The sequence below is a fragment of the Caballeronia sp. LZ003 genome (genome assembly GCF_031451465.1).
GTDB lineage: Bacteria > Pseudomonadota > Gammaproteobacteria > Burkholderiales > Burkholderiaceae > Caballeronia.
Window position 1 is genome coordinate 1,436,308 of record NZ_JARUXJ010000004.1, and the last position, 21,058, is coordinate 1,457,365.

Annotated in this window: 21 protein-coding genes; 5 read left to right on the plus strand and 16 right to left on the minus strand. The window is 61.6% G+C overall.

The annotated features are described in order from the left end of the window. Positions 1–6 precede the first annotated feature (6 nt). Both QCE79_RS30345 and QCE79_RS30350 read right to left on the minus strand, forming a co-directional pair. A complete protein-coding gene (locus QCE79_RS30345; protein ID WP_309850246.1) occupies positions 7–1,251 on the minus strand; it encodes a sarcosine oxidase subunit beta family protein in 1,245 nt (414 codons plus the stop codon). A gap of 31 nt (positions 1,252–1,282) precedes the next feature. Beyond that, positions 1,283–2,677, minus strand: a complete 1,395-nt coding sequence (locus QCE79_RS30350) for an L-serine ammonia-lyase (RefSeq protein WP_250509767.1) — start codon at positions 2,675–2,677, stop codon at positions 1,283–1,285. Positions 2,678–3,070: 393 nt separating this feature from the next. Between QCE79_RS30350 and QCE79_RS30355 the strand changes: the two genes are divergently transcribed. The 3 genes from QCE79_RS30355 (at position 3,071) to QCE79_RS30365 (ending at position 5,400) form a co-directional block, all read left to right on the plus strand. Beyond that, on the plus strand, positions 3,071–3,385 hold the full coding sequence (locus tag QCE79_RS30355) for a hypothetical protein (RefSeq protein WP_309850247.1): 315 nt from the start codon (positions 3,071–3,073) through the stop codon (positions 3,383–3,385). A gap of 113 nt (positions 3,386–3,498) precedes the next feature. Then, a complete protein-coding gene (locus tag QCE79_RS30360) occupies positions 3,499–4,587 on the plus strand; it encodes a GlxA family transcriptional regulator (protein WP_244829020.1) in 1,089 nt (362 codons plus the stop codon). A 48-nt stretch (positions 4,588–4,635) separates the two neighbouring features. Next, complete coding sequence (locus QCE79_RS30365; RefSeq protein WP_250466401.1) at positions 4,636–5,400, plus strand: class II aldolase/adducin family protein; 765 nt, start codon at positions 4,636–4,638, stop codon at positions 5,398–5,400. Between the two features lie 3 nt (positions 5,401–5,403). Here the strand turns inward: QCE79_RS30365 and QCE79_RS30370 are convergent, their stop codons facing one another. From QCE79_RS30370 to QCE79_RS30400, 7 genes are all read right to left on the minus strand, one after another. Then, the gene (locus tag QCE79_RS30370) at positions 5,404–6,339 is read right to left on the minus strand and encodes a choline ABC transporter substrate-binding protein (RefSeq protein WP_309850249.1); all 936 of its coding nucleotides are present in this window, start codon (positions 6,337–6,339) and stop codon (positions 5,404–5,406) included. Positions 6,340–6,430: 91 nt separating this feature from the next. Beyond that, the gene (locus QCE79_RS30375; protein WP_250466398.1) at positions 6,431–7,423 is read right to left on the minus strand and encodes a GlxA family transcriptional regulator; all 993 of its coding nucleotides are present in this window, start codon (positions 7,421–7,423) and stop codon (positions 6,431–6,433) included. Positions 7,424–7,430: 7 nt separating this feature from the next. Then, the gene (choW, locus tag QCE79_RS30380; protein WP_309850253.1) at positions 7,431–8,333 is read right to left on the minus strand and encodes a choline ABC transporter permease subunit; all 903 of its coding nucleotides are present in this window, start codon (positions 8,331–8,333) and stop codon (positions 7,431–7,433) included. Then, a complete protein-coding gene (locus QCE79_RS30385; RefSeq protein WP_250466396.1) occupies positions 8,326–9,504 on the minus strand; it encodes a glycine betaine/L-proline ABC transporter ATP-binding protein in 1,179 nt (392 codons plus the stop codon). Before QCE79_RS30385 ends, choW begins: the two co-directional genes overlap by 8 nt. A gap of 424 nt (positions 9,505–9,928) precedes the next feature. Continuing rightward, positions 9,929–10,081, minus strand: a complete 153-nt coding sequence (locus tag QCE79_RS30390) for a hypothetical protein (protein WP_250466395.1) — start codon at positions 10,079–10,081, stop codon at positions 9,929–9,931. 257 nt (positions 10,082–10,338) lie between these two features. Beyond that, positions 10,339–11,265, minus strand: coding sequence for a hypothetical protein (locus QCE79_RS30395; protein WP_309850259.1), 927 nt, complete (start codon positions 11,263–11,265; stop codon positions 10,339–10,341). 146 nt (positions 11,266–11,411) lie between these two features. Further along, on the minus strand, positions 11,412–12,095 hold the full coding sequence (locus QCE79_RS30400) for an MgtC/SapB family protein (protein WP_244829012.1): 684 nt from the start codon (positions 12,093–12,095) through the stop codon (positions 11,412–11,414). Positions 12,096–12,217: 122 nt separating this feature from the next. On the opposite strand from QCE79_RS30400, the gene QCE79_RS30405 reads away from it, so the two are divergent. Next, positions 12,218–13,297, plus strand: a complete 1,080-nt coding sequence (locus QCE79_RS30405) for an AGE family epimerase/isomerase (RefSeq protein WP_250493033.1) — start codon at positions 12,218–12,220, stop codon at positions 13,295–13,297. A gap of 131 nt (positions 13,298–13,428) precedes the next feature. Here QCE79_RS30405 and QCE79_RS30410 read toward each other — a convergent pair whose 3' ends face one another. Further along, positions 13,429–14,970 (minus strand): methyl-accepting chemotaxis protein, encoded by a 1,542-nt coding sequence (locus QCE79_RS30410; RefSeq protein ID WP_309850265.1) that lies wholly within the window; start codon positions 14,968–14,970, stop codon positions 13,429–13,431. 256 nt (positions 14,971–15,226) lie between these two features. Between QCE79_RS30410 and QCE79_RS30415 the strand changes: the two genes are divergently transcribed. Continuing rightward, entirely contained in the window at positions 15,227–15,664 is a 438-nt protein-coding gene (locus tag QCE79_RS30415) for a PaaI family thioesterase (RefSeq protein WP_250466388.1), read from the plus strand. Positions 15,665–15,735: 71 nt separating this feature from the next. Here QCE79_RS30415 and QCE79_RS30420 read toward each other — a convergent pair whose 3' ends face one another. The 6 genes from QCE79_RS30420 to QCE79_RS30445 are packed head-to-tail and all read right to left on the minus strand — an operon-like array spanning position 15,736 to position 20,961. Then, a complete protein-coding gene (locus tag QCE79_RS30420) occupies positions 15,736–16,581 on the minus strand; it encodes an ureidoglycolate lyase (RefSeq protein ID WP_244829008.1) in 846 nt (281 codons plus the stop codon). A gap of 54 nt (positions 16,582–16,635) precedes the next feature. Then, positions 16,636–17,379 (minus strand): SDR family oxidoreductase, encoded by a 744-nt coding sequence (locus tag QCE79_RS30425; RefSeq protein WP_244829007.1) that lies wholly within the window; start codon positions 17,377–17,379, stop codon positions 16,636–16,638. A 52-nt stretch (positions 17,380–17,431) separates the two neighbouring features. Then, positions 17,432–18,265: an amidohydrolase gene (locus QCE79_RS30430; protein ID WP_250466387.1), complete on the minus strand. Its 834-nt coding sequence runs from the start codon at positions 18,263–18,265 to the stop codon at positions 17,432–17,434. Further along, the gene (locus QCE79_RS30435; RefSeq protein WP_309850270.1) at positions 18,262–19,311 is read right to left on the minus strand and encodes an aldo/keto reductase; all 1,050 of its coding nucleotides are present in this window, start codon (positions 19,309–19,311) and stop codon (positions 18,262–18,264) included. Before QCE79_RS30435 ends, QCE79_RS30430 begins: the two co-directional genes overlap by 4 nt. Before the next feature lie 22 nt (positions 19,312–19,333). Then, positions 19,334–20,626, minus strand: coding sequence for a UxaA family hydrolase (locus tag QCE79_RS30440; protein ID WP_309850272.1), 1,293 nt, complete (start codon positions 20,624–20,626; stop codon positions 19,334–19,336). Positions 20,627–20,631: 5 nt separating this feature from the next. Next, complete coding sequence (locus QCE79_RS30445; protein ID WP_250509758.1) at positions 20,632–20,961, minus strand: UxaA family hydrolase; 330 nt, start codon at positions 20,959–20,961, stop codon at positions 20,632–20,634. Between the last annotated feature and the right edge of the window lie 97 nt (positions 20,962–21,058).

Consider the following 21,058-nt stretch of genomic DNA (forward strand, 5'->3'; position numbering starts at 1 on the left):
GTGCAATTAGTGCGCCACGGCAGCCGCGCCGTGTTCGTCGATCAGATGACCCGTGTAGAAGCGCTCCAGCGAGAACGGCGCATTCAGCGCATGCGGCTCGTCTTTCGCGATGGTGTGCGCGTACGCCCAGCCCGAGCCCGGCGTCGCCTTGAAGCCGCCCGTGCCCCAGCCGCAATTGAAATAGAGGCCCTTCACATCCGTCTTGCTGATGATCGGGCAAGCATCCGGCGAGACATCGACAATGCCGCCCCACTGGCGATTCATGCGCACGCGCGAGAACACCGGGAACATTTCGACGATAGCCTCCAGCGTGCCTTCGATAATCTGAAAACTGCCGCGCTGCCCGAAGCCCGTGTATTGATCGACGCCCGCGCCGATCACGAGATCGCCCTTGTCGGACTGGCTGATGTAAGCGTGCACCGCGTTCGACATGACGACCGTGTTGACTACCGGCTTGATGGGCTCGGACACGAGCGCCTGCAGCGGATGGCTTTCGAGCGGCAGACGCACGCCGGCCATATCCGCAAGCGATGTCGTATTGCCCGCCGCGACCACCGCGACCTTCTTCGCCTTGATGAAACCCTTGGTGGTATCGACGCCCGTGACTCGGCTGCCGTCGCGCCGAATTCCCGTGACCTGACAGTTCTGGATGATGTCCACGCCCGCCTGATCCGCGCCGCGCGCGAAGCCCCACGCCACGGCATCGTGACGCGCGACGCCGCCGCGCCGTTGAATCGACGCACCCAGCACCGGATAGCGGCTATTGAGATTGATAGTCGGTTCGATTTCCTTGATCTGCGCGGGCGTGAGGAACTCGGCATCGACGCCATTGAGACGGTTGGCGTTCACGCGGCGTTCGGTATCGCGCACGTCCTGCAGCGTATGCGCGAGATTCATCACGCCGCGCTGGCTGAACATGACGTTGTAGTTGAGGTCTTGCGAAAGGCCTTCCCACAGCTTCATTGCCTTTTCGTATAAAGCCGCAGATTCGTCCCACAGATAGTTCGAGCGCACGATCGTCGTATTGCGCGCGGTATTGCCGCCGCCTATCCATCCCTTCTCCAGAATCGCGACATTCGTGATGCCGTGTTCCTTCGCAAGGTAATACGCCGTCGCAAGACCATGCCCGCCGCCGCCGACGATCACCACGTCGTATTCGCGCTTGGGCTCGGGGCTTCGCCACTGGCGCTCCCAGTTCTCGTGATACGACATGCCGTTGCGCAAGAGGCTGAAGATCGAATAGCGGGTCATGGTGTTTCCTTTCCTTCGTGACGTACTGAATTCAGCATTCGATGACGTTGACGGCCAGTCCGCCGCGCGACGTCTCCTTGTATTTCGTTTTCATATCGGCACCGGTTTCTCGCATGGTCTTGATGACCGAATCGAGCGAGACGTAATGCTGGCCGTCGCCCTTCATCGCCATGCGCGCGGCATTGATGGCCTTGATCGCGCCCATCGCGTTGCGCTCGATGCAGGGAATCTGCACGAGGCCGCCCACCGGGTCGCAGGTCATGCCAAGGTTATGTTCCATGCCGATTTCGGCGGCGTTTTCGACTTGCGCGGGCGTGCCACCCATGACCGATGCCAGCGCGGCGGCGGCCATCGAGCAGGCCACGCCCACTTCGCCCTGGCAGCCCACTTCGGCACCCGAGATCGAAGCCGTTTCCTTGTAGATGATGCCGATGGCGGCTGCCGTAAGAAGGAAGCGCACGATGCCATCGTCGTTCGAGCCGTGCATGAACTTCACGTAGTAGTGCAGCACGGCGGGGATCACGCCCGCTGCGCCATTGGTCGGCGCGGTGACGACGCGGCCGCCCGCCGCGTTCTCTTCGTTGACGGCCATTGCATAGAGGTTGACCCAGTCGAGCATCGAAAGCGGATCGCGCAACGACTCTTCGGAACGAAAGCGCAGTTGCGACGAAAGATCCGCCGCGCGACGCTTGACGTGCATCGGTCCCGGCAACTCGCCGCGCTCCTTGCAGCCGCGCTCGACGCATGCCGCCATTACGCGCCACACGGCGAGCATGCCCTCGCGCACTTCCTGTTCGCTGCGATTCGCGCATTCGTTCTGCAGCGTGATCTCGGCGATAGACAGACCTGTCTCCTTGCACACGCGCATGAGATCGTCGCCGGTGCGAAACGGATACGGCACGCTGCCGCCCGCGCGCAGTCCGTTGACGCGATCGCCTTCGCGATTCACGACGAAACCGCCGCCGACCGAGAAGTATTCTTTCTCGACGAGCAGCTGGCCGTTCTCGTCGAACGCCTGAAAGCGCATGCCGTTCGGATGCACGATGCTCGATCCCGGCGCGCCCGGCATCAGCTTGCGATAAAAGCCGATGTGTTCGCGCTCTTCGAACGCGACCGCATGCTTGCCGAGCAACATCAGGCGCTTCGTTTCGCGAATTTCTTTGAGGCGCGGCGCGATCAGGTCGGGATCGATCAGATCGGGCAGATTGCCTTCCAGGCCGAGCAGCACGGCCTTGTCGGTGCCGTGGCCCTTGCCGGTGGCGCCGAGCGAGCCGAACAGTTCAGCGCGCACCCGCGTGACGAAGCCAAGCAGATTCGCGTCCTCGATGTGCGAGGCGAAGCGGCACGCCGCGATCATCGGCCCGACGGTATGCGAGCTGGAAGGACCGATGCCGATCTTGAACAGATCGAAAACGCTGACGTTCATGTGCATTCCTGGTTGGATCATGGGCCGCTTGCCCACCTTTCGCGACTGTGCTCATTGCACCAAACCGCAAATCCGTCCGATAGAACAAAAGCGGCATCGAAATGGGATGGCGGCGTCAGCGCGCGGGAACGCTCGCCCCGATGACGGATTTACCAAGGTTCATGACGTTTGATCGAAAGTCGCCGCATGAGTCCGCCACGCGAACGCGGCGGTAGCAGAGCATTTCGAGGTTGGCGCGTTTTTGCGCAGCTTCGTTGCAGATCGCGGGATTTTTGAGACTGATCCTACGGGCCGAAAGAGGACGTCTCGGTATATTCCCTAGGTCCGTGAGCGGCCACCCTTCAAGCTTGACGCGTCGCTCGTTTCTCTGTTGTTCCTTCGTCTTCTGTATCCATGCAAAGCTCTGCTCTTCCCGATCAGTTCTTCAAATCCTGGACTCTTGCTTTCATTATCGGCGCCGCGGTGGTCGGCTTGCTTCAGGCCATCGACATCATTTCTCCCGAACACGTTCTCACGCGCGAAGCGCCCACCTGGGCCGCGTTGATGATCGCGTGTTGCGTCGATCCCGCCTTGCGTTACTTCGGCGTATTGAAGGCCGAAGTCGAACAGCGCTGGGCCGACTACACCGTCGCAAGCCTGCTCGGTCGAACCACCGGCGCACTCGTCGGCTCGGCGTTCGCCTGGGCCATCGCCGTGCTGGGCAACTAGTCTTCCTTCAGGGCCGCCGTATTGCGGCCCTTCTCATTTCTGACCATGCGCCCGTGCTCCACGCACGAGTGATATGCTCGCGGCATACTTCCAGGCCGCCGCACTTCACGCGCATGAACCCCGCAGAATCGCTTCCGCCGCTTTCCATCGACGGTCAATCCAAATCGCGTATTCGCTTCGGCATCGTGCTGTTGCCGAACTTCACGCTGACCGCGTTCTCCGGTTTCGTCGATCTCTTGCGCCTTTCCGCCGATGAAGGCGATTTCAGCCGCCCCGTGCGCTGTTCGTGGAGCGTGATTGGCGAGACGCTCGCACCCGTGCGCGCAAGCTGCGGCATCCAGATCACGCCGTGGGAGACTTTCGATCAGGCCGAGCACTTCGATTACGTCGTCGTGGTCGGCGGTCTCTTGCACTCGGGGCCCTCCGCAAGCGATGCCACCTTGCAGTTCATCCGCCGCGCCGCCGCGCTCGATGCAACCATCGTCGGCATGTGCACGGGCGTTTTCTCGCTGATGCGTGCGGGCGTGCTGGAAGGGCATCGAATCTGCGTGAGCTGGTTTCACTACTGGGATTTCGTCGAACGCTTTCCGCACGTCGATGAGCAGGCGCTCGTGGCGGACCGGCTCTTCGTGATCGACAGGCGGCGCATTACGTGTTCGGGCGGACGCGCATCCATCGATGTCGCGGCGGCCATCCTGCTGCGTCACTTCGAGACCGCGACGGTGCAAAAGGCATTGCGCATTCTCCTCGTCGACGACATGCAGAAGGGCAACGCGCCGCAGCCGCATCCGCCGGGACTTGCGCCGGCGACGCATCCCAAGGTCAAGCGCGCCATTCTGCTGATGGAACAGCACGTGGGACGCTCGCTCACGCTCGACGAACTCGCGCACAAGCTTGACCTTTCAACGCGTCAGCTTGAACGTCTGTTCAAGGCGGAAACCGGCAAGGCGCCGCAAGCCTACGCAAAGCAAGTGCGTTTGCGCACGGCGGCGTGGCTGCTCACGAGTTCGGACAAGACGGTAGCGGATATTGCATCGAGTTGCGGCTTTTCCGATGCCTCGCATCTCGGCCGCGAATTCCGCAAGCAATACGGTCTTCCGCCGATGATGTATCGTGAACAAGGCGGCTCTGGCAACGCCGAAGAAGAGAATCAGACGCTGGACTACGACGAGACTTTCCCGGGCCGCGCACAGGCGATCTAACACGATCTATCCACGTTATCCGCGGCTTACAACCCAAGGAGGAACGGCATGGAGAACCACGGTTATTCGAAGGAAGAATGGGCGCTGCGTTGCGATCTGGCGGCGCTCTACCGCGTGATTGCGCATTTTCGCTGGACCGACATGATCTTCACGCACATCAGTGCGCGCGTGCCGGGGCCGGAGCATCACTTCCTCATCAACAAATACGGCGTGCTCTTCGACGAGATGCGCGCGTCGGACCTCGTGTTGATCGATAGCGAAGGACGCGCGGTGGATCCGGCGGCGCGGGATTATCCGGAGCGGTTTCTCGTCAATCCGGCGGGCTTCACCATTCACTCGGCCATTCATATGGCGCGTCACGATGTCGTGTGCGTCGTGCATACGCATACGGCGGCGGGCGCGGCGGTATCGGCGCAGAAACAAGGGCTTTTGCCGATCAGCCAGCATGCGCTCAAGTACTACGGGCACATTGCTTACCATGACTATGAAGGCATTGCGCTCGATCTCGCGGAACGTGACCGGCTCGTCAACGATCTCGGCCTGCATAACGCGATGATCTTGCGCAATCACGGGCTGCTCACTTGCGGCCCGTCGATTCCCTCGGCGTTTCAGGAGATGTATTTCCTCGAACGCGCCTGCGAGATTCAATTGCGTGCGCTCGCGGGCGGCGGCGAGCTGAATCTGCCTTCGCAGAAGGTTTGCGAAACGACTGCCGCGCAGTATCGCAGGGACGAGTCGGAAGGGATCATCGCGCTGCAATGGCAAGCCGCCTTGCGCATGATCGAGGGCGGCAAGACGGACTATCGCACCTGACCTTCAGTTGCCGGCGACATAAGCCTTCACCGCCGGCAACCCGTCCTTGCCATCGAAGGTTTTGACACCTGCGAGCCATTTATCGAGCACCGCGGGATTCTGCTTCAACCACTCGCGCGCGGCCTTGTTGGCGTCGGTTTTGTTCACGATCGGCAGCATGACGTGATTCTCAATGTCCGTCGTGAACCGCAGGTTCGATACGAACTTCGCGACATTCGGGCAACGTGTGTCGTAATCGGTCGGCGTCACGGTCAGCACGCGCGCTTCACCGTAGTTGGGGCCGAAGACATCGTCGCCGCCCGAGAGATAATCGATCTTCATCTGGACGTTCATGGGATGCGGTTCCCAGCCCAGAAACACTATCGGCTTCTTGTCGCGAATGGCGCGATTCACTTCGACAAGCATCCCCGCCTCGCTCGATTCAACCAGCTTGAACTTTCCGAGCCCGTACTGATTGCTGTCGATCATCTTCTTGATGAGCGCGTTACCGTCGTTGCCCGGCTCGATACCATAGATCTTGCCGTCGAGCTCGTCGTAGTTCTTCGCGATATCGCTGAACGTCTTGATGCCGCCGTTGTACGCGTATTCCGGCACCGCGAGCGTGTACTTTGCACCGATGAGATTCGGCGTCGGCAGCACCTTCACCTGATTCGCTTTTTTGAACGAATCGATCATCGGATCCATGGTCGGCGACCAGTAGCCGAGGAACACGTCGATCTGCTTGCTCTTCACGCCAGCGAAGGTGATCGGCACCGATGCGATCGTTTTCGTCGGGCTATAACCAAGTCCCTGCAGGACCGTCGATGCAAGCCCGGTGGTCGCGGCAATGTCGGTCCATCCGACATCGGCGAAACGCACGTTCTTACATGCAGCGGGTTCTGCCGCATTCGCAGCGCAAGTTACCGCGAAAGCAAACGATGCGATCCACGAACGATTCATGCCTTATCTCCCGTTGCTGTTTTCAATTGACGATGAGAGGCTCACGCGCGGTCCATGAAGAACGCGCGAAGCCAGAACGATGTCGATTAGGTCAAGCAGACAGACGCCGCTCCACACTCGGCGCGTGCCCGAATTGCGCGCGATACGCCTTGCTGAAATGACAAGGCGAATGGAATCCGCAGATGCTGGTGACGCGTGCAATCGATGCATCCGTGTTGCGCAACAACTCGCGTGCGCGCCGCAAGCGAAGCGTCAAGTAGTAATGCGTCGGCGATACGTTGAGGAACATCTTGAACATGCGTTGCAAGTGTCGTTGCGACAGATGCACGAGCCGCGCGAGTTCTTCGAGCGAAAGCGGCTCTTCGATATTCGCTTCCATCAGGCGCACCACTTCGACGAGTTCGGCACGCGAGAAGCCGACGCGCGCATCGACGGGAATGTGCTGATAGTCCGTCGAAGAGCGAATGCGTTCGACGATGAACTGCTCCGACACTTGCGACGCATGCGCCTGGCCAAGCCGCAAGCTCACGAGATTGAGCATGAGATCGAGCGGCGCCGTGCCACCCGTGCAAGTCATGCGGTCGCGGTCGATCACGAAGAGCTCATCGGCAAAACGCACATGCGGGAAGCGCTTGTTGAGCGGCGACATGTCTTCCCAGTGCACGGTGCAGCGATAGCCGTCGAGCAGCTTGGCCGCGAGCAACGCATAAGGCCCGGTGCAAATGCCGCCGAGCGGAACGCCCGCTTCGTGCACGCGCTGCAATAGCTCGATGATCGTATCGTCCACGTGATCCGTCACGTGCCAGCCCGCGCAGACGATGAGCACATCGGGCATGCCGGCTTCGTCGAGCGTCGTGGTCGGCTTCACGGTGATGCCATTGCTTGCTCGAGCAGGCTCGCCATCCGGTGTGATGACCGACCACGTGTAGTGCTGCGCGCGGCCGACGTAGTTGGCCATGCGCAGCACTTCGACCGCGCTCGTGAACGCGATCATCGAGAAATTCGGCAGCGTGAGGAAGCCGAAGTGCGCGAGGTTGGACAACGGCGATTCCGAGGCAGCCGGAACGAGCGCGTCGCGTTTCATGAGTGCATCAGCCTTGTTGCGCGGCCGGTGCGCGGCGCACCTTCATGACGCTGCGAATGCCCGAAAGAAGCGGGGCGCGCGCCATGCCGGGCGAACGGCCGAAGCTCTCGGTGATACGGTCCAGAATGATCGCCAGCAACACGACGGACAAGCCGCTCTCGAAGCCGAGGCCGATATCCAGACGCTGAATGCTCGCGAGCACGTCGTTGCCGAGACCGCCCGCACCCACCATCGACGCGATGATGACCATCGACAGCGCCATCATGATCGTCTGGTTCACGCCTGTCATGATCGAAGGCAGCGCGTTGGGAATCTGCACCTTGTAGAGCAGTTGCCACGGCGTGCAGCCGAACGCCTGACCCGCTTCCACGATCTCGCGGTTCACGTGCTTGATACCGAGCGACGTAAGACGGACGGCGGGCGGCATCGCGAAGATCACGGTCGAAAGAATGCCGGGCACGCGGCCGAGGCCGAACAGCATCGCGGCGGGAATCAGATACACGAAGGCGGGCATCGTCTGCATCAAGTCGAGCACGGGACGAACGGCCATCTCCACGACCTTGCTCTTCCCCGTCCAGATACCGAGCGGAATTCCGAGCAACAGGCTGATGAAGGTCGACGAGAGTGTGAGACCGAGCGTGATGACCATCTGATCCCAGAAGCCGGTCGCGTAGATCAGCAACAGCGAGAGCAACGTGAAGGCGGCAAAGCGCCAGCCCACGCGCCACAAGCCGATGCCGACGAAGATGGCCATGAGCGCCCACATCGGGACGGCCTGCAGGCTGTGTTCGATGAAAGCGGCGAAGCTCTCGATGACCTTGCCGATTGAATCGAACGTCTTGGCGTCGTGGTCGAGCAGGTAATGGACGCCGTGATCGACCCAGCTACCGAGCGGAATGATTTCAGACATGGGAACCTCGATGGCGGGTTAAGACCTTCAGGACGTTCGACTTGTTGACCGAACCGCAATAGAAACCCTCGGCGTCGACCACCGGCAGCGGCGCGGGACTCGCGACCACGCGGTGCACGACGTCATCGAGCGTCATGTTGCGCTCGATACACTCGATGTGATTGATCTGCGGCACTGGATTGCCGTTCGAATCGCGGCCGACGAAACCGCGAATGCGCCGCTCGCCGTCAAGCACGAACGCATAGTCCGCGCTGCCGTTGAGCGTCTCCGCCACGCTCGATGCGTCGATCTGCGGCGAATGCTTCATGAGCGGCACGACATCGGTCTGCATGAGGTCGCCGGCGGTTAGATAGCGGCTGGTATCGATGCCGTCGAAGAACGCTTGCACGTAGTCGTCGGCGGGGTTCTGGATGATTTCCTGCGGCGTGCCGATCTGCACCACGCGGCCGCCTTCCATGATCGCGATGCGCGTGCCGATACGCATGGCTTCTTCGAGATCGTGCGAGACAAAGAGAATCGTGCGCTGCTGCTCGCGTTGCAAGTCGAGCAGGACGTTCTGCATTTCCTTGCGTTTGAGCGGATCGAGCGCGGAGAACGCTTCGTCCATGATCATCAGCGAGGGATTCACCGCCAGCGCCCGCGCAAGCCCCACGCGCTGCTGCATCCCGCCCGATAGTTGCGCTGGCAACTTCTGCGCGAACGATGCAAGGCCGACTTGTTCGAGCACGGTCATCGCGCGCTTCTCGCGTTCCTTCTTGCCGACGCCCGCGACTTCCAGACCGAATGCGGCGTTCGAAAGCACGGTGCGCTGCGGCATCAGCGCGAAGGACTGAAACACCATGCTCATGTCCTTGCGGCGCAGCGCCGTGAGTTCCGAGCGCGGCACGGCCGCCACGTCGCGGCCATCGATCAGCACCTTGCCGGCGGTGGGATCGACGAGACGGTTGATCAAACGGATCAGCGTCGATTTGCCGGAACCGGAAAGGCCCATGAGCACGAAGATCTCGCCTTCCTTGACGTCGAAGGAAACGTTATGTACGCCGACGATCTGCCCGGTGCGCGCAAAGACTTCTTCTTTCGTCGCGCCGCCGGCGAGCATGTCGATCGCCTGCTTGGGGCTGTTGCCGAACACCTTGCATAGCCCTTCGACTACTACCTTTGGGGAATTCATCGAAATCTCCATAGCGTGGCGGACGTGCGTCCGCGCTGTGCATACATAGTTGCCAGAAAAAAGTATCGCTAGCCGACTATTTGCGACAACTGCATGTCGAAATACGACAATGGAATAAGGAGGATTCTGGACGGGCGCGGGTAAGCCCTTGTGACGCAAGGATTTTTTGGCGTCGAATGGCCAAGATTCGGCGAATTGCGCGTGTCGCGCAAGAACAAGTGTTCGCGCGTTTGCAATGCAGATGCGGGGAAGAAGGATGATCGTGCGGCCAAATTGCTCGGTCGGGGCGATCTTAAAGGCGGAAAGTTAGAGGGAATCTGCTAGAAAAACTACAAACTTAAGACTAATCGGCGGGCGGGGTCTACGGCGTCAGGCCGTCTCGCATTGCTAGTTGTGGTTGTCCCGCACCGCCATTAGTTACGCATTACAGACGAACGCCGAAAGCGGTACCGCGTGACTTGCGTTGACGCTCGGATTCACGGAAACGCGCTTGATACGAGTAGTCGCTGTCCATCGGCAGGTGCGGCGATTCGAACAGCGAAGCGAATTTTTGCAGCAAGGCGAAGAGGTAGCTCATGTCAAACTCCGGTTGGTGATAAGAGGGTTTTAGGACCGATTATAGGGTTTGCCCTTAGCTATTCCTAGTGCAATGCAACATTTACGACCGAACAAATTGGTAGTTTTTCTACATTCTTTAGTGTGACTGTTTCTCGCGAAAACGGGGACAGCTCGGAGACGGCCTTCCAGCAAGCACGCAGAAAGTGACGGAAAAAATTACGCGACAGTCCGTCTTGAGACGGAATGTCGCGTCAAAGTAACAGTTTTTGGCGGGAATCAGCGCGTGTGACGTTGCGAGTGGACCGTAGGCGCCATCGTTCTATTCGTAGGGCCGTTAATGGCGGCGGTTTCGGAATGCGCATCGAAGAGAGAAGCAAGTGTCGCCTGCTGATTGAGCATGAGTTGCTCCATGCGCTCCTGCTGCAACGTGGTGTCGCGACCCATACGCATCAGCACGACCGTTTGCACGACGCCGGTCGCCACCGTCAGCAGCGTGACGCACACGATGATCGTCAGCAGCGTCTTCATGCGGCGGGCGTGCGCGGCAGTCGATCCGCGCTGCTCCGAGATCACGGCGCGTAACGCGTCGATTGTGTCGGTGAACGCCGTCACGCGTGCGCGATCCAGCACCGGGTCGAAGGACGCGTCCTCTAGCCCAATGCGTGCATCAACGAGCGCGGCGCTCAATGAACCTGCGACGATATCCGCGGAATGCGAGTCGATCGATGCAGCAAGTTCGCCTGGCGCATGAGTTGGCGGCGCAGCGTCGGTTTCATCGCCTTCGGCCACAACGAGAAGCTCGTCCTGAACCGATGCCGGATGCGGCGCGGCTTCCGAACGCGGCGCCGTCCGCTTGTTCACGGCCAATGCGCCATTCGATTGCACCGCCGCCAAAAACACGTCCGGCAGTTCGAAGCCTTCGAACGTGCCCTGGCGAATGTCGGTGTTCAGCGCCTGAAGGTTGGCGCGCTCGGCGTCTTCGGCGAAGAGATCGAGCGTCTCGCCCGCGCAGCGCTGCGTTGCGCTCAACTGGGCAAGACGCTGCGCCGAACGCACGGCGCGCGCGAGTTTCTTTTCGGTGTCGGCGCTGTCGGCCGATGACGCCTCGGCGGCGCGGCCACGGCGCGGTCGCGTGAGAGGAGCGACGGCGTCGGCGGGTGTATCGAAGGTATGGCGGTGACGCTTAACAGCAGGATCTGGCATAGGTCGAAAGGCGGTGACCGGGACAACCGGCGCGAAACGCGCACATGCGGTTCGGCAATGATTTTCGAGAGGCGGCATTGTCGCACGGCGCGGCGGCTTATCCCACATCGTGTTCGTGCATGTCTTGCGTCGCGCGGGCGATGCCGTCAGCTTCCATCCTCTTCGTGGAATTCCCGCACCACGCTCAGATGCTTGAGCCGCTCGCAAATCGACCGATATTCCTGCGTCGAAAGCCGCGAAAGCACGACCTGCACTTCATCGAGTTCCGGCGATTCGTCGCTTTGCTGCACGACGAACTGCTTCACGCGCACGCTGCCTGGCCCGAGCGCTTCGTGCAGGCCGTGAAAGGACAGCGAGCCGCGATCGACCAGCATCGTCAATTGCCGCTGCTGCTTGACGCTGATGAAGCGCCGCTCCAGCGGTTTGAGTCCCGCCAGAATGACGAGGATGATGGCCGTCGCCGCGATCGATGCCGTGTACAGCCCGCCGCCTACCGCCAGCCCGATGGCGGCGACCGACCACAAGCTCGCGGCGGTGGTCAGCCCGCGCACGATCTCGCCGCGCAGCAGAATGGATCCCGCGCCGAGAAAGCCGATGCCGGACACGACCTGCGCCGCGATCCGCGATGGATCGAGCACGACGTGGTCCGCCTTGAGCGCCTCTTCGAAACCGTAGGCAGACACGATCATGATGAGCGCGGAGCCAACGCACACCAGCATGTGCGTGCGCAAGCCCGCCGCCCATGAAAGCCGTTCGCGCTCGAAACCGATCACGCTGCCGAGCGCCGCGGCCATGATGAGTCGTGAAACGAGTTCTACGTTGCCCAACATCTTTGACCTCCTGTCGTCGTGGCCGGTCTCCTGCCGGAGCGCTTTTGCTATGCTTATCCGGCTGTGCCGAGCCGTTTTCAAAGGGCTCATCTCTTCCGAACCATCAGGCTGGAACTTGTCTTATGCAGCAACAGCACTCAAACGGCACTTCATTGCGCGAACACTACACGAGCATCGTGCTGCCCATTTGGCGCGGTCCCGGCTTCAACACAGCGCTTCACCTGCCATTCGAAGCCGTTACGCCCGACGATCACGCGCCGTTGCCACCCAAGCGTTATCGCGCGATGGCATGCGCCCGTCAGTTGTTCGCTTTCACGGATGCAGGCGATCTCGCGCACGCGTCGGTGTTGTTCGAATCGTTGCGACACTATTTTCAGGACAAGCAAAACGGCGGATGGTTCTATAGCGTCGATGCAAACGGCGCGCCCTACGAGCGCCAGAAGGACCTTTATACGCACGCGTTCGTGGCGTATGCGTGCGCGCATTTCGCGCAAAAGAGCGGATCGGCGGACGCATTCGCCTTGCTCGATGAAACCGCGCGGCTCATCGAAACGAAGTTCGCGGGTAGCGATGGCGGCTTGCTGAACGCCGCGTACAGCGAAGACTTCGGCGCGATGCTCGAAGGTCCGCTGCAAAATCCGCTCATGCATTTGAGCGAAGCGTGGCTCGCCGCGCGCGATGCCACGGGCAACATCGCTTTCGACGAGCGGCTCGCCGTGCTGGCGCAATCGGTCGCGCGCACGTTCGTGCACGAGGCGACCGGCAGTATCGCCGAATTGCCGATTGGCGCGCCGGGCAATCGCCTGGAGCCGGGACATCAATTCGAGTGGTATTTCCTGGCAATCGGCAGCGGCCATCCCGCATTCGAGGCGGCGGGACTGAACGCGCGGCTCGAACGGGCGTTCGACTTCGCGCGGGAACATGGCGTCGACAAGTCGACTGGCGGCGTGAGCGCCGCGCTGGACGAAGCGGGACGCGTGATCGACGGCACGCAGCGCATCTGGGCGCAAACCGAATATCTACGCGCGCTGGCAACGCGCGGCGAAGCCGTCGGCGAACAGATCGAACGCTTCGGCGCACGGTTCCTACATGCGCGCGGGTGGATCGAGTGCCGCTCGGCTGACGGCGCGATCACAAGGTCGGAGATGCCTTCGACCACGCCGTATCATTTGGCGACGGCATACGCGGCGTTGCCGGATTGAGCGGTTGGATCGCCTTCGCATCACGGCATTGCTTACGGCTGCAATCGATAGCCGCCCTGCGCATTCGACGAGCGAAAGCGTCAGGGCCGTGAAAATTCAGGCGCCCGACAGACGCCGAAGTCATCCACTCGTCAAGCCACCTGAAACACCGAAACCGCATCCTTCAACTGCCGCGTCTGTTCATGGAGCGACTGCGCGGCAGCCGCGGCCTGCTCCACGAGCGCGGCGTTCTGCTGAGTCATCTCGTCCATTTGCGTCACGGCCTGGTTCACCTGCTCGATTCCCACGCTCTGCTCCAGCGACGACGCGCTGATCTCCGCCATCATCTGCGTGACGCGTGAAATCGAGGTCGATACCTCGCGCATCGCCGTGCCCGCGCGTTCGACCAGCGTCGAGCCGTCGCTGACCTGCGCGACCGATTCGCCGATCAGTTCCTTGATTTCCTTCGCCGATTGCGCCGAGCGTTGCGCGAGGCCGCGCACTTCGCCCGCGACGACTGCAAACCCGCGCCCTTGCTCACCGGCGCGCGCCGCTTCGACGGCCGCGTTCAGCGCGAGGATGTTGGTCTGAAACGCGATGCCGTCGATGACCGAGATGATTTCCGCGATCTTGTCCGAGCTTTTCGCGATGCCGCGCATCTTCTCCACGACGTCATCCACCACGCCGGAACCGCGCGAAGTCGCTTCGAGCGCCACGCCCGCCAGCGTGTTGGCCTCGCGCGCGTGCTCGGCGTTCTGACGCACCGTCGCCGTCAATTCTTCCATGCTCGACGCCGTTTCCTCGAGCGATGCCGCCTGATTCTCCGTGCGCGCGGACAGATCGGCGTTGCCGCTCGCGATTTCATCGGCGCCCAAGTTGATCGAATCGGACGTCTCGCGCACCGTCTTTACCGTCGTGGCGACGCTTGCTTGCATCGTCGCGAGTCCCGCGAAGAGCCTGCCGATTTCATTGCTGCCGCGATCCGCGATACGTTCGTCGAGGCGGCCTTGCGCAATGCGCTCGAAATGGCGTCCCGCTTCTTCCAGCGGCGCGATCACGCCACGGCGCAGCGCAAAATGCACCGCCGCGACACCCGCGACCAGCGCCACGAAAATGGCGATGCCGACCGCGCGGAACCAGGCGTAGCGCGTATCGATCGATTCGAGATACGCACTGCTCGCCGCATTGCCGAAGTTGACGAAGTTCTGCTGTTCGGCGAGATAGCGATCCTGAAAGCCCTGTGTCGGCTGATCGAGGAACGCCTGAATGTTGCCCGCATCCAGATACTGGACGAGCTCGCCGAGCGCCTTCGAATACTCTGCGTATTTGGCCTGAAGCGCGGCCATGCGCTCCTTGTTCTCATCGCCGGTCTTCGGCGCGTCGAGGAAGGCCGCGAACGACTTGTCCGCCTGCGCGATCTGCTCACGCGCGTGCTGCACGATCTCGACCGGCTCCGTGCCGCCGCGCACCATGCGCGTGCCGGCGCGAGACAGGTTGATGCGCGCATCCATCAGATGCTGCGTGGTCTTATTGACCGCGTTGACTTGCTTGAGCGCGATATCGGACAGGTTGCCCACATCGTCATGCGTGCGCGAAAGCGACCAGAAGCCAAGCCCTTCGGTGACCAGTTGGAATAGGCAAAACACCACCAGCACGGCGAGCAAACCGGATGAAACCTTGATCTTTGCAAACATTTCTCAAGAACCCGAACTAACGAATGAGCCGTATGACTACGGCGGAAGTCCGGGTTTACGGCAATGAAGCGCGCCAGCTTGAATTGTTTTGCGTCGATGCCGCTTTGCGCGAGCGGGATGACCGGCGCGCTTGCCGAAACGGCGGGCGCGCGCATGCTGCGTTCGCACGATTTTTGTCGAACGTCCTTGCAGTGCGAAGAAACCCTACCTATTGTCTTTGCAGGACGGCGCCGAACCCACCCCAAGGAGTGTCCGAATGGCCGAATTAGTCGATATCGCGCGCGGTGCGCTGAATGCGCAACCGTTTAGCGCCTTGCTCGGAACGAAACTGATGCAGGTCGATGCAGCGAGTCTCACGCTGTGTCTGCAGATCCGCGATGAGCTGAGGCAACAACACGGTTTCGTGCACGGCGGGGTGGTGAGTTATCTCGTGGACAACGCGCTGACGTTCGCAGGCGCGCTGAGGCTCGGTCCGAAGGTCGTCACCGGCGAATACAAGATCAACTATCTGCGCCCGGCGGTTTCCGGCACGCTAATGGCGCGGGCGCGCGTGGTGCATGCCGGCATGACGCAGGCAACCTGCCAGTGCGATGTCTTCGTCACCGACGGCAACGCCGAAACGCTCGTCGCGGTGGCGCAAGGCACGATCACGCGCATCAGCGAAAGCGCGGCCGAAGCGCTCTATAACGCCTGAATTCAACCTTCCGTCCTGAAGACGAAAAACCTCGCCGCAGCGAGGTTTTTTACTTTCACGGCGCGAAGCTATTACGCGTCGACCGTCTTCTGCTGCTGCTCGCCGAGACCTTCGATACCAAGGCGAATGGTCTGCCCAGACTTCAGGTACACCGCGCTGGGCTTCACGCCCATGCCGACGCCCGGCGGCGTGCCGGTCGAGATGACATCGCCGGGCTGCAGGCTCATCGTCTTCGACAGATATGCGACCAGTTGCGCGACGGTGAAGACCATGGTCTTCGTGTTGCCGTTCTGGTAACGATGACCGTCCACTTCGAGCCAGAGATCGAGCTTCTGCGGATCGGCGACTTCGTCCTTCGTCACGAGCCACGGGCCGAGCGGGCCGAACGTGTCGAAGCCCTTGCCCTTGTCCCATTGCGTGCCATGTTCGAGCTGCCATTCGCGCTCGGAGACGTCGTTGATCACGCAGTAACCGGCCACGTAGTCGAGCGCGTTGGCTTCATCGACATACTTGGCTTCCTTGCCGATCACCACGCCGAGTTCGACTTCCCAGTCGGTCTTCTTCGAATTGCGCGGAATTTCCACGTCGTCGTTCGGGCCGCAAATGGCACTCGTCCACTTGCCGAAAATGACCGGCTCGGTCGGCACGGGCAGATTCGATTCGGCGGCGTGATCCGCGTAGTTGAGGCCAATACACACGAACTTGCCCACACGTCCGACACACGGCCCGATACGCGGATTGCCATCCACCACCGGCAGCGACGCCGGGTCGGTCGCGCGCAGCTTGGCCAGGCCCGCATCGGTCAGCGTAGCGCCGGAGATGTCGTCCACGACCTTCGACAGATCGCGAATCTTGCCTTCGGCATCCAGCAAACCCGGTTTTTCCTGACCCTTGGGGCCGTAACGAAGCAGCTTCATCTGAATAGATCCTCGTGTTTCGAAATGCAAAGGTTGAAAACGCAGCGGCCGGTCTTAGTTGGACCAGCCGCCATCGATGACGTGAGCCTGACCCGTCGTGAACGACGACTCGTCCGAGGCGAGATACAGCGCGAGCGCCGCGATTTCTTCCGTGCGGCCGACGCGGCCCATTGGTTGACGCGAAACGAAAGCCGCCTGAATCTGGTCGATCGTCGCGCCCTGCGCCTTGGCTTGCTCGGCGATGCGGTCCTTCAGCGACGGCGACTCCACCGTGCCCGGACAAATTGCGTTGCAGCGGATGCCGCGCGTGACGAAATCCGCCGCGACGGATTTCGTGAGCCCGATGACCGCCGCCTTCGACGCACCATACACGAAGCGATTCGGCACGCCCTTCACGCTCGACGCCGCCGACGACATATTGACGATCGAGCCGCCGCCCTTTTCCAGCATCTTCGGCAGGAACGCGCGGATCGTCCGATACATGGCCTTCGCGTTCAGATTGAAAGCGAGGTCCCAGTCCGCTTCGCTTGCTTCGAGAATCGAACCGGGATGCACATAGCCCGCGCAGTTGAAGAGCACGTCGATGGCGCCAACTTCCTTCGCGAGCGCCTCGATGGCTTGGGGGTCGAGCACGTCGAGCTTGTGGGCTTCGACCGGCTTGCCTTCGAGCCCTTCGATACGAATGTCGGTTGCGATCACGCGCGCGCCTTCCGCCGCGAAAAGCTCGGCCGTCGCGAGCCCGATTCCTTGTCCCGCCGCGGTGATCAGCGCCGTCTTGCCTGCCAGTCTTTGTACCATCTACTGCTCCAGTGGAAGTTGATTTTAAGACATGCCGGGTATATCAGCGGCTTCAGAGGCGATAGAACGCACGGGCGTTTCCGCCGAAAATCGCGTCTTCCTCGGCTTTTTCGAGATGCGAGACCAAGCGCCTCGCGGCGGCGTGCCAATCAGTGTAGCAACCGTTTAAGTTCAGTACCGGCCAATCGCTGCCCCACATGAGGCGCTCGTGTCCGAATTGGTCGATGAGATGCGCGACGTAAGGCGCGAGCGTGTCGGCGGTCCAGCTAGGCGACGCTTCTGTCGCGAGCCCCGAGAGCTTGCAATAGAGGCGCTGCGGCAAGGCAGCGAGTTGCGCGATGCCATCGGCCCACGGTTGCCAGCCCGCTTCGCCATCGCGGATGGGCGGCTTCGCACCGTGATCCACGACGATACGCAACGCCGGATAACGCCCGGCGAACTCGACGAGCGATGGCACGTGGCGCGCGAAGATGAGCGCGTCGAAAGCAAGATCGAGCTCGATCAGACGCTGGATGGCTTCCGGGCGCGGCGCGTGGTCTATCCACGTATCGTCGGGCAGGTCTTGCAGCATCGGCCGCACGGCTTTGAATTTTTTGTCGCGCGCAAATTCGTCGATGATTTCTACCGCGTCGACGGAATCGAGCGGAACCCAGCCGACGACGCCCGCAATGGATTCGTCATCGCGCGCTAGATCGAGCAGATAACGCGTTTCATCGACGGTCGCCGCCGCTTGCACGACGACCGTTTGCTTGACATTCGTGATCTTGCGGAGCGGCGCCAGATCATCGGAACCGAAGACGCGATAGAGCGGCTTGAGATCGGGCGTGAGCCAACCGTAATCGCCACGCGCCGGGTCCCAATAATGTTGATGAGCGTCGATGTTCATTGCGGTGTCGGCGCCTTCTCATGCAGCAAGCCAGCCGCACGCAAAGCGTCCCACAACGCCGAAGGAACCGGCGTGGCGAATGACGCCGCATTCTCACGCACTTCCTCGGGCTTGCGCGCGCCCATCAACACCGTGGCGACGACTTTATGCGCATAAGGAAACTGCAGGGCGGCCGTCGACAGCGCGACGCCATACTCGCGACAGATGCGTTCCAGCCTCGCCACACGATCGACGATCTCTTTGGGCGCATCGCCGTAGTTGAATTTGAGATCGCCTTGCGCGTCGGCATCGAGACCGCGCGCGAGAATGCCCGAATTGAACGCGCCGCCAAGCAGGATGCTCACACCGCGCTGTTCGCACTCGGGCAAGAGATCGTCGAGCGTGTTCTGTTCGAGCAGCGTGTAGCGGCCAGCGAGCAACGCGCAGTCGATGTCGTATTCGGCCATTGCCTCGCGCACCGCCGCGCCTTCGTTCACGCCGAGGCCGACTGCTTTCACGCCGCGCGACTGCTTGAGTTCATCGAGCGCACGAAAACCGCCTTCGCTGGTGAGCTGACGCCAGTAATGCGCGTTTTTTTCGCCGTGCGTGACACGGCCGATGTCGTGTATCAGCACGATATCGATGTCGATCATGCCGAGCCGCTGCTGGCTGTCTTCGAACGAGCGCAAGATGCCGTCGTAGGTGTAGTCGTAGATGGCCTGGAACGGTAGCGGCGCGGCCCAGCCTTCGCTGCCGTCGTCGGGCGCGGTGCGCGGCACGAAGCGGCGGCCCACTTTGGTCGAGAGCACGTAGTCACTTCGCGCGTGGCGTCGCAGGGCATCGCCGAGACGGTGTTCTGCCTTCGTGTGTCCGTAATGCGGCGCGGTATCGAAGAAACGGATGCCCGCTTGCCACGCCGCATCGACTGTAGCGCGCGCCTCGTCTTCCGTCAGTTCGTGATATAGCCCGCCTAGCGGCGCCGTGCCGAGCGAAAGTGCCGTCACCTCCAGATCCGTCCGCCCGATCTTGCGTCGGCGCGTGACGGCCTCCTGCGTGTCTCCGTTCATTGTGCAACCCTCAGTCGATTGTTCAGTTCGAAACGACTTCTGCGGTGCCGCGAGACGCAACACTAACGCGTTGCGCGCCGCCAGGCAAACACGCGGGGCCGACGGGCTCGAAGGTTTTGTAAGTCAGGATGAATTCCTGATGACCCAGCGACTCCGATTTCGACGCAGCGCCCGCCGCCACCGCCACGGTGACATCGAACACTTCGCGTCCTACTTCGTCGAGCGTCGCGCGGCCTTCCAGGATGCGGCCGGCATCCACGTCCATGTCGCCGGACAGGTTGCGATACGTCGCCGGATTCGCGCAGACCTTGATGACGGGCGATATCGCCGAGCCGACCACCGAGCCGCGCCCCGTCGTAAAGAGGATTACGTGTGAGCCGCACGCGATGAGTTCGCCGATTTCCGCGTTGTCGCTGATGTTCGGAAAGCCGAAGCGCGGCTCGCCGTCGGGCACGACATCGAGCAGATAAAGGCCGCCGGTCGGCGGGACATCGCCCGGCTTGATGATGCCGACGATAGGCGACGCGCCGCTCTTCGCATACGCGCCGAGCGACTTCTCTTCCTGCGTCGTGAGCCCGCCGTCCGCGTTGCCGACCGCGAAGGAACCGTGGCCCATCGTCGTGTAATAGCGCGCGGCTTTTTCCACGCACGCGACGATTTCATCGCCGAGTTCGGGACGCGCCGCGCGGGTCTTCATATGAAATTCGCAGCCGACGAGTTCGCCGGTTTCCTCGAAGATGCACGCCGCGCCTTCGTCGATGAAGGTGTCGAAGGCGCGGCCCACGGCCGGGTTCGCCGTGATGCCGCTCGTGCCGTCCGAGCCGCCGCAGATCGTGCCGATGACGAGTTCATCGAGCGCCATCGGCACTTTCTCTTGCGCGGCGAGCGTCGCGCGCGCTTCGCGTACCCAGTCGAGACCGTGCTGAATCGTGCTGCGCGTGCCGCCGTTTTCCTGGATCGTCACGACGGCGGCGGGGCGGCCGCTCGCGCGCACGACATCGGCGAGATAGTGCTTGTTCATGCTTTCGCAGCCAAGCGACACGAACAGCACCGCGCCCACGTTCGGATGCGTGCAGATGCGCTCCAGCATCTTTTCGGCGTAGCTATTCGGATAGCAGCCGGGGAAGCCGATCAGGTGCACGGGCGGCGCTTCGTTTTGCGCGGCGTCGAAAGCGTCGAACGATGGGCGGAAGTGCGTGACGATCTCGCGGGCAACGTGATGCGCGCACTCGACCATGTACGCCACCGCGACGATGTTGCGGATGCCCTTGCGGCCATCGGATCTTGGGAAGCCCAGCAATGTTGATGTGTTCATGGCTCTCAATGCTGCACGTAGGCGTGGCCGGCGTCGTGCGTGTAGGTGGGGATGTAGTCGCTCTCCAGATTGTGAGTGTGGAGATGCGCGCCGCGGGGAACGTCTATGCTCACGTGGCCGATGATCGCGCCGTAGCGGAGGACTTTGTCGTCCTTCTTCAACGCGCGGCGGGCTATTTTGTGAGCCAGTTCTATCGTCGTTTCCAGCTTGACTGGCTCGCCTTCTATCTGAAGCGTTTCGCCTGCGATTAGGCGGGCTGCTGCTATCAGACAGTTGTCTTCTTTGCTCAAGAGGATCAGGCGGGGGTCGGTGGTTTTTGTCTCTGTGTCGGGCATCTCGTTCCTTCTGAAATCCGTGTCGTCGTGGACATTGAGCCGTATGCTCGCGGCATCTTCAGCAGCCGCCTGCTGACGTTCGTCGTCCGGGCGCTGG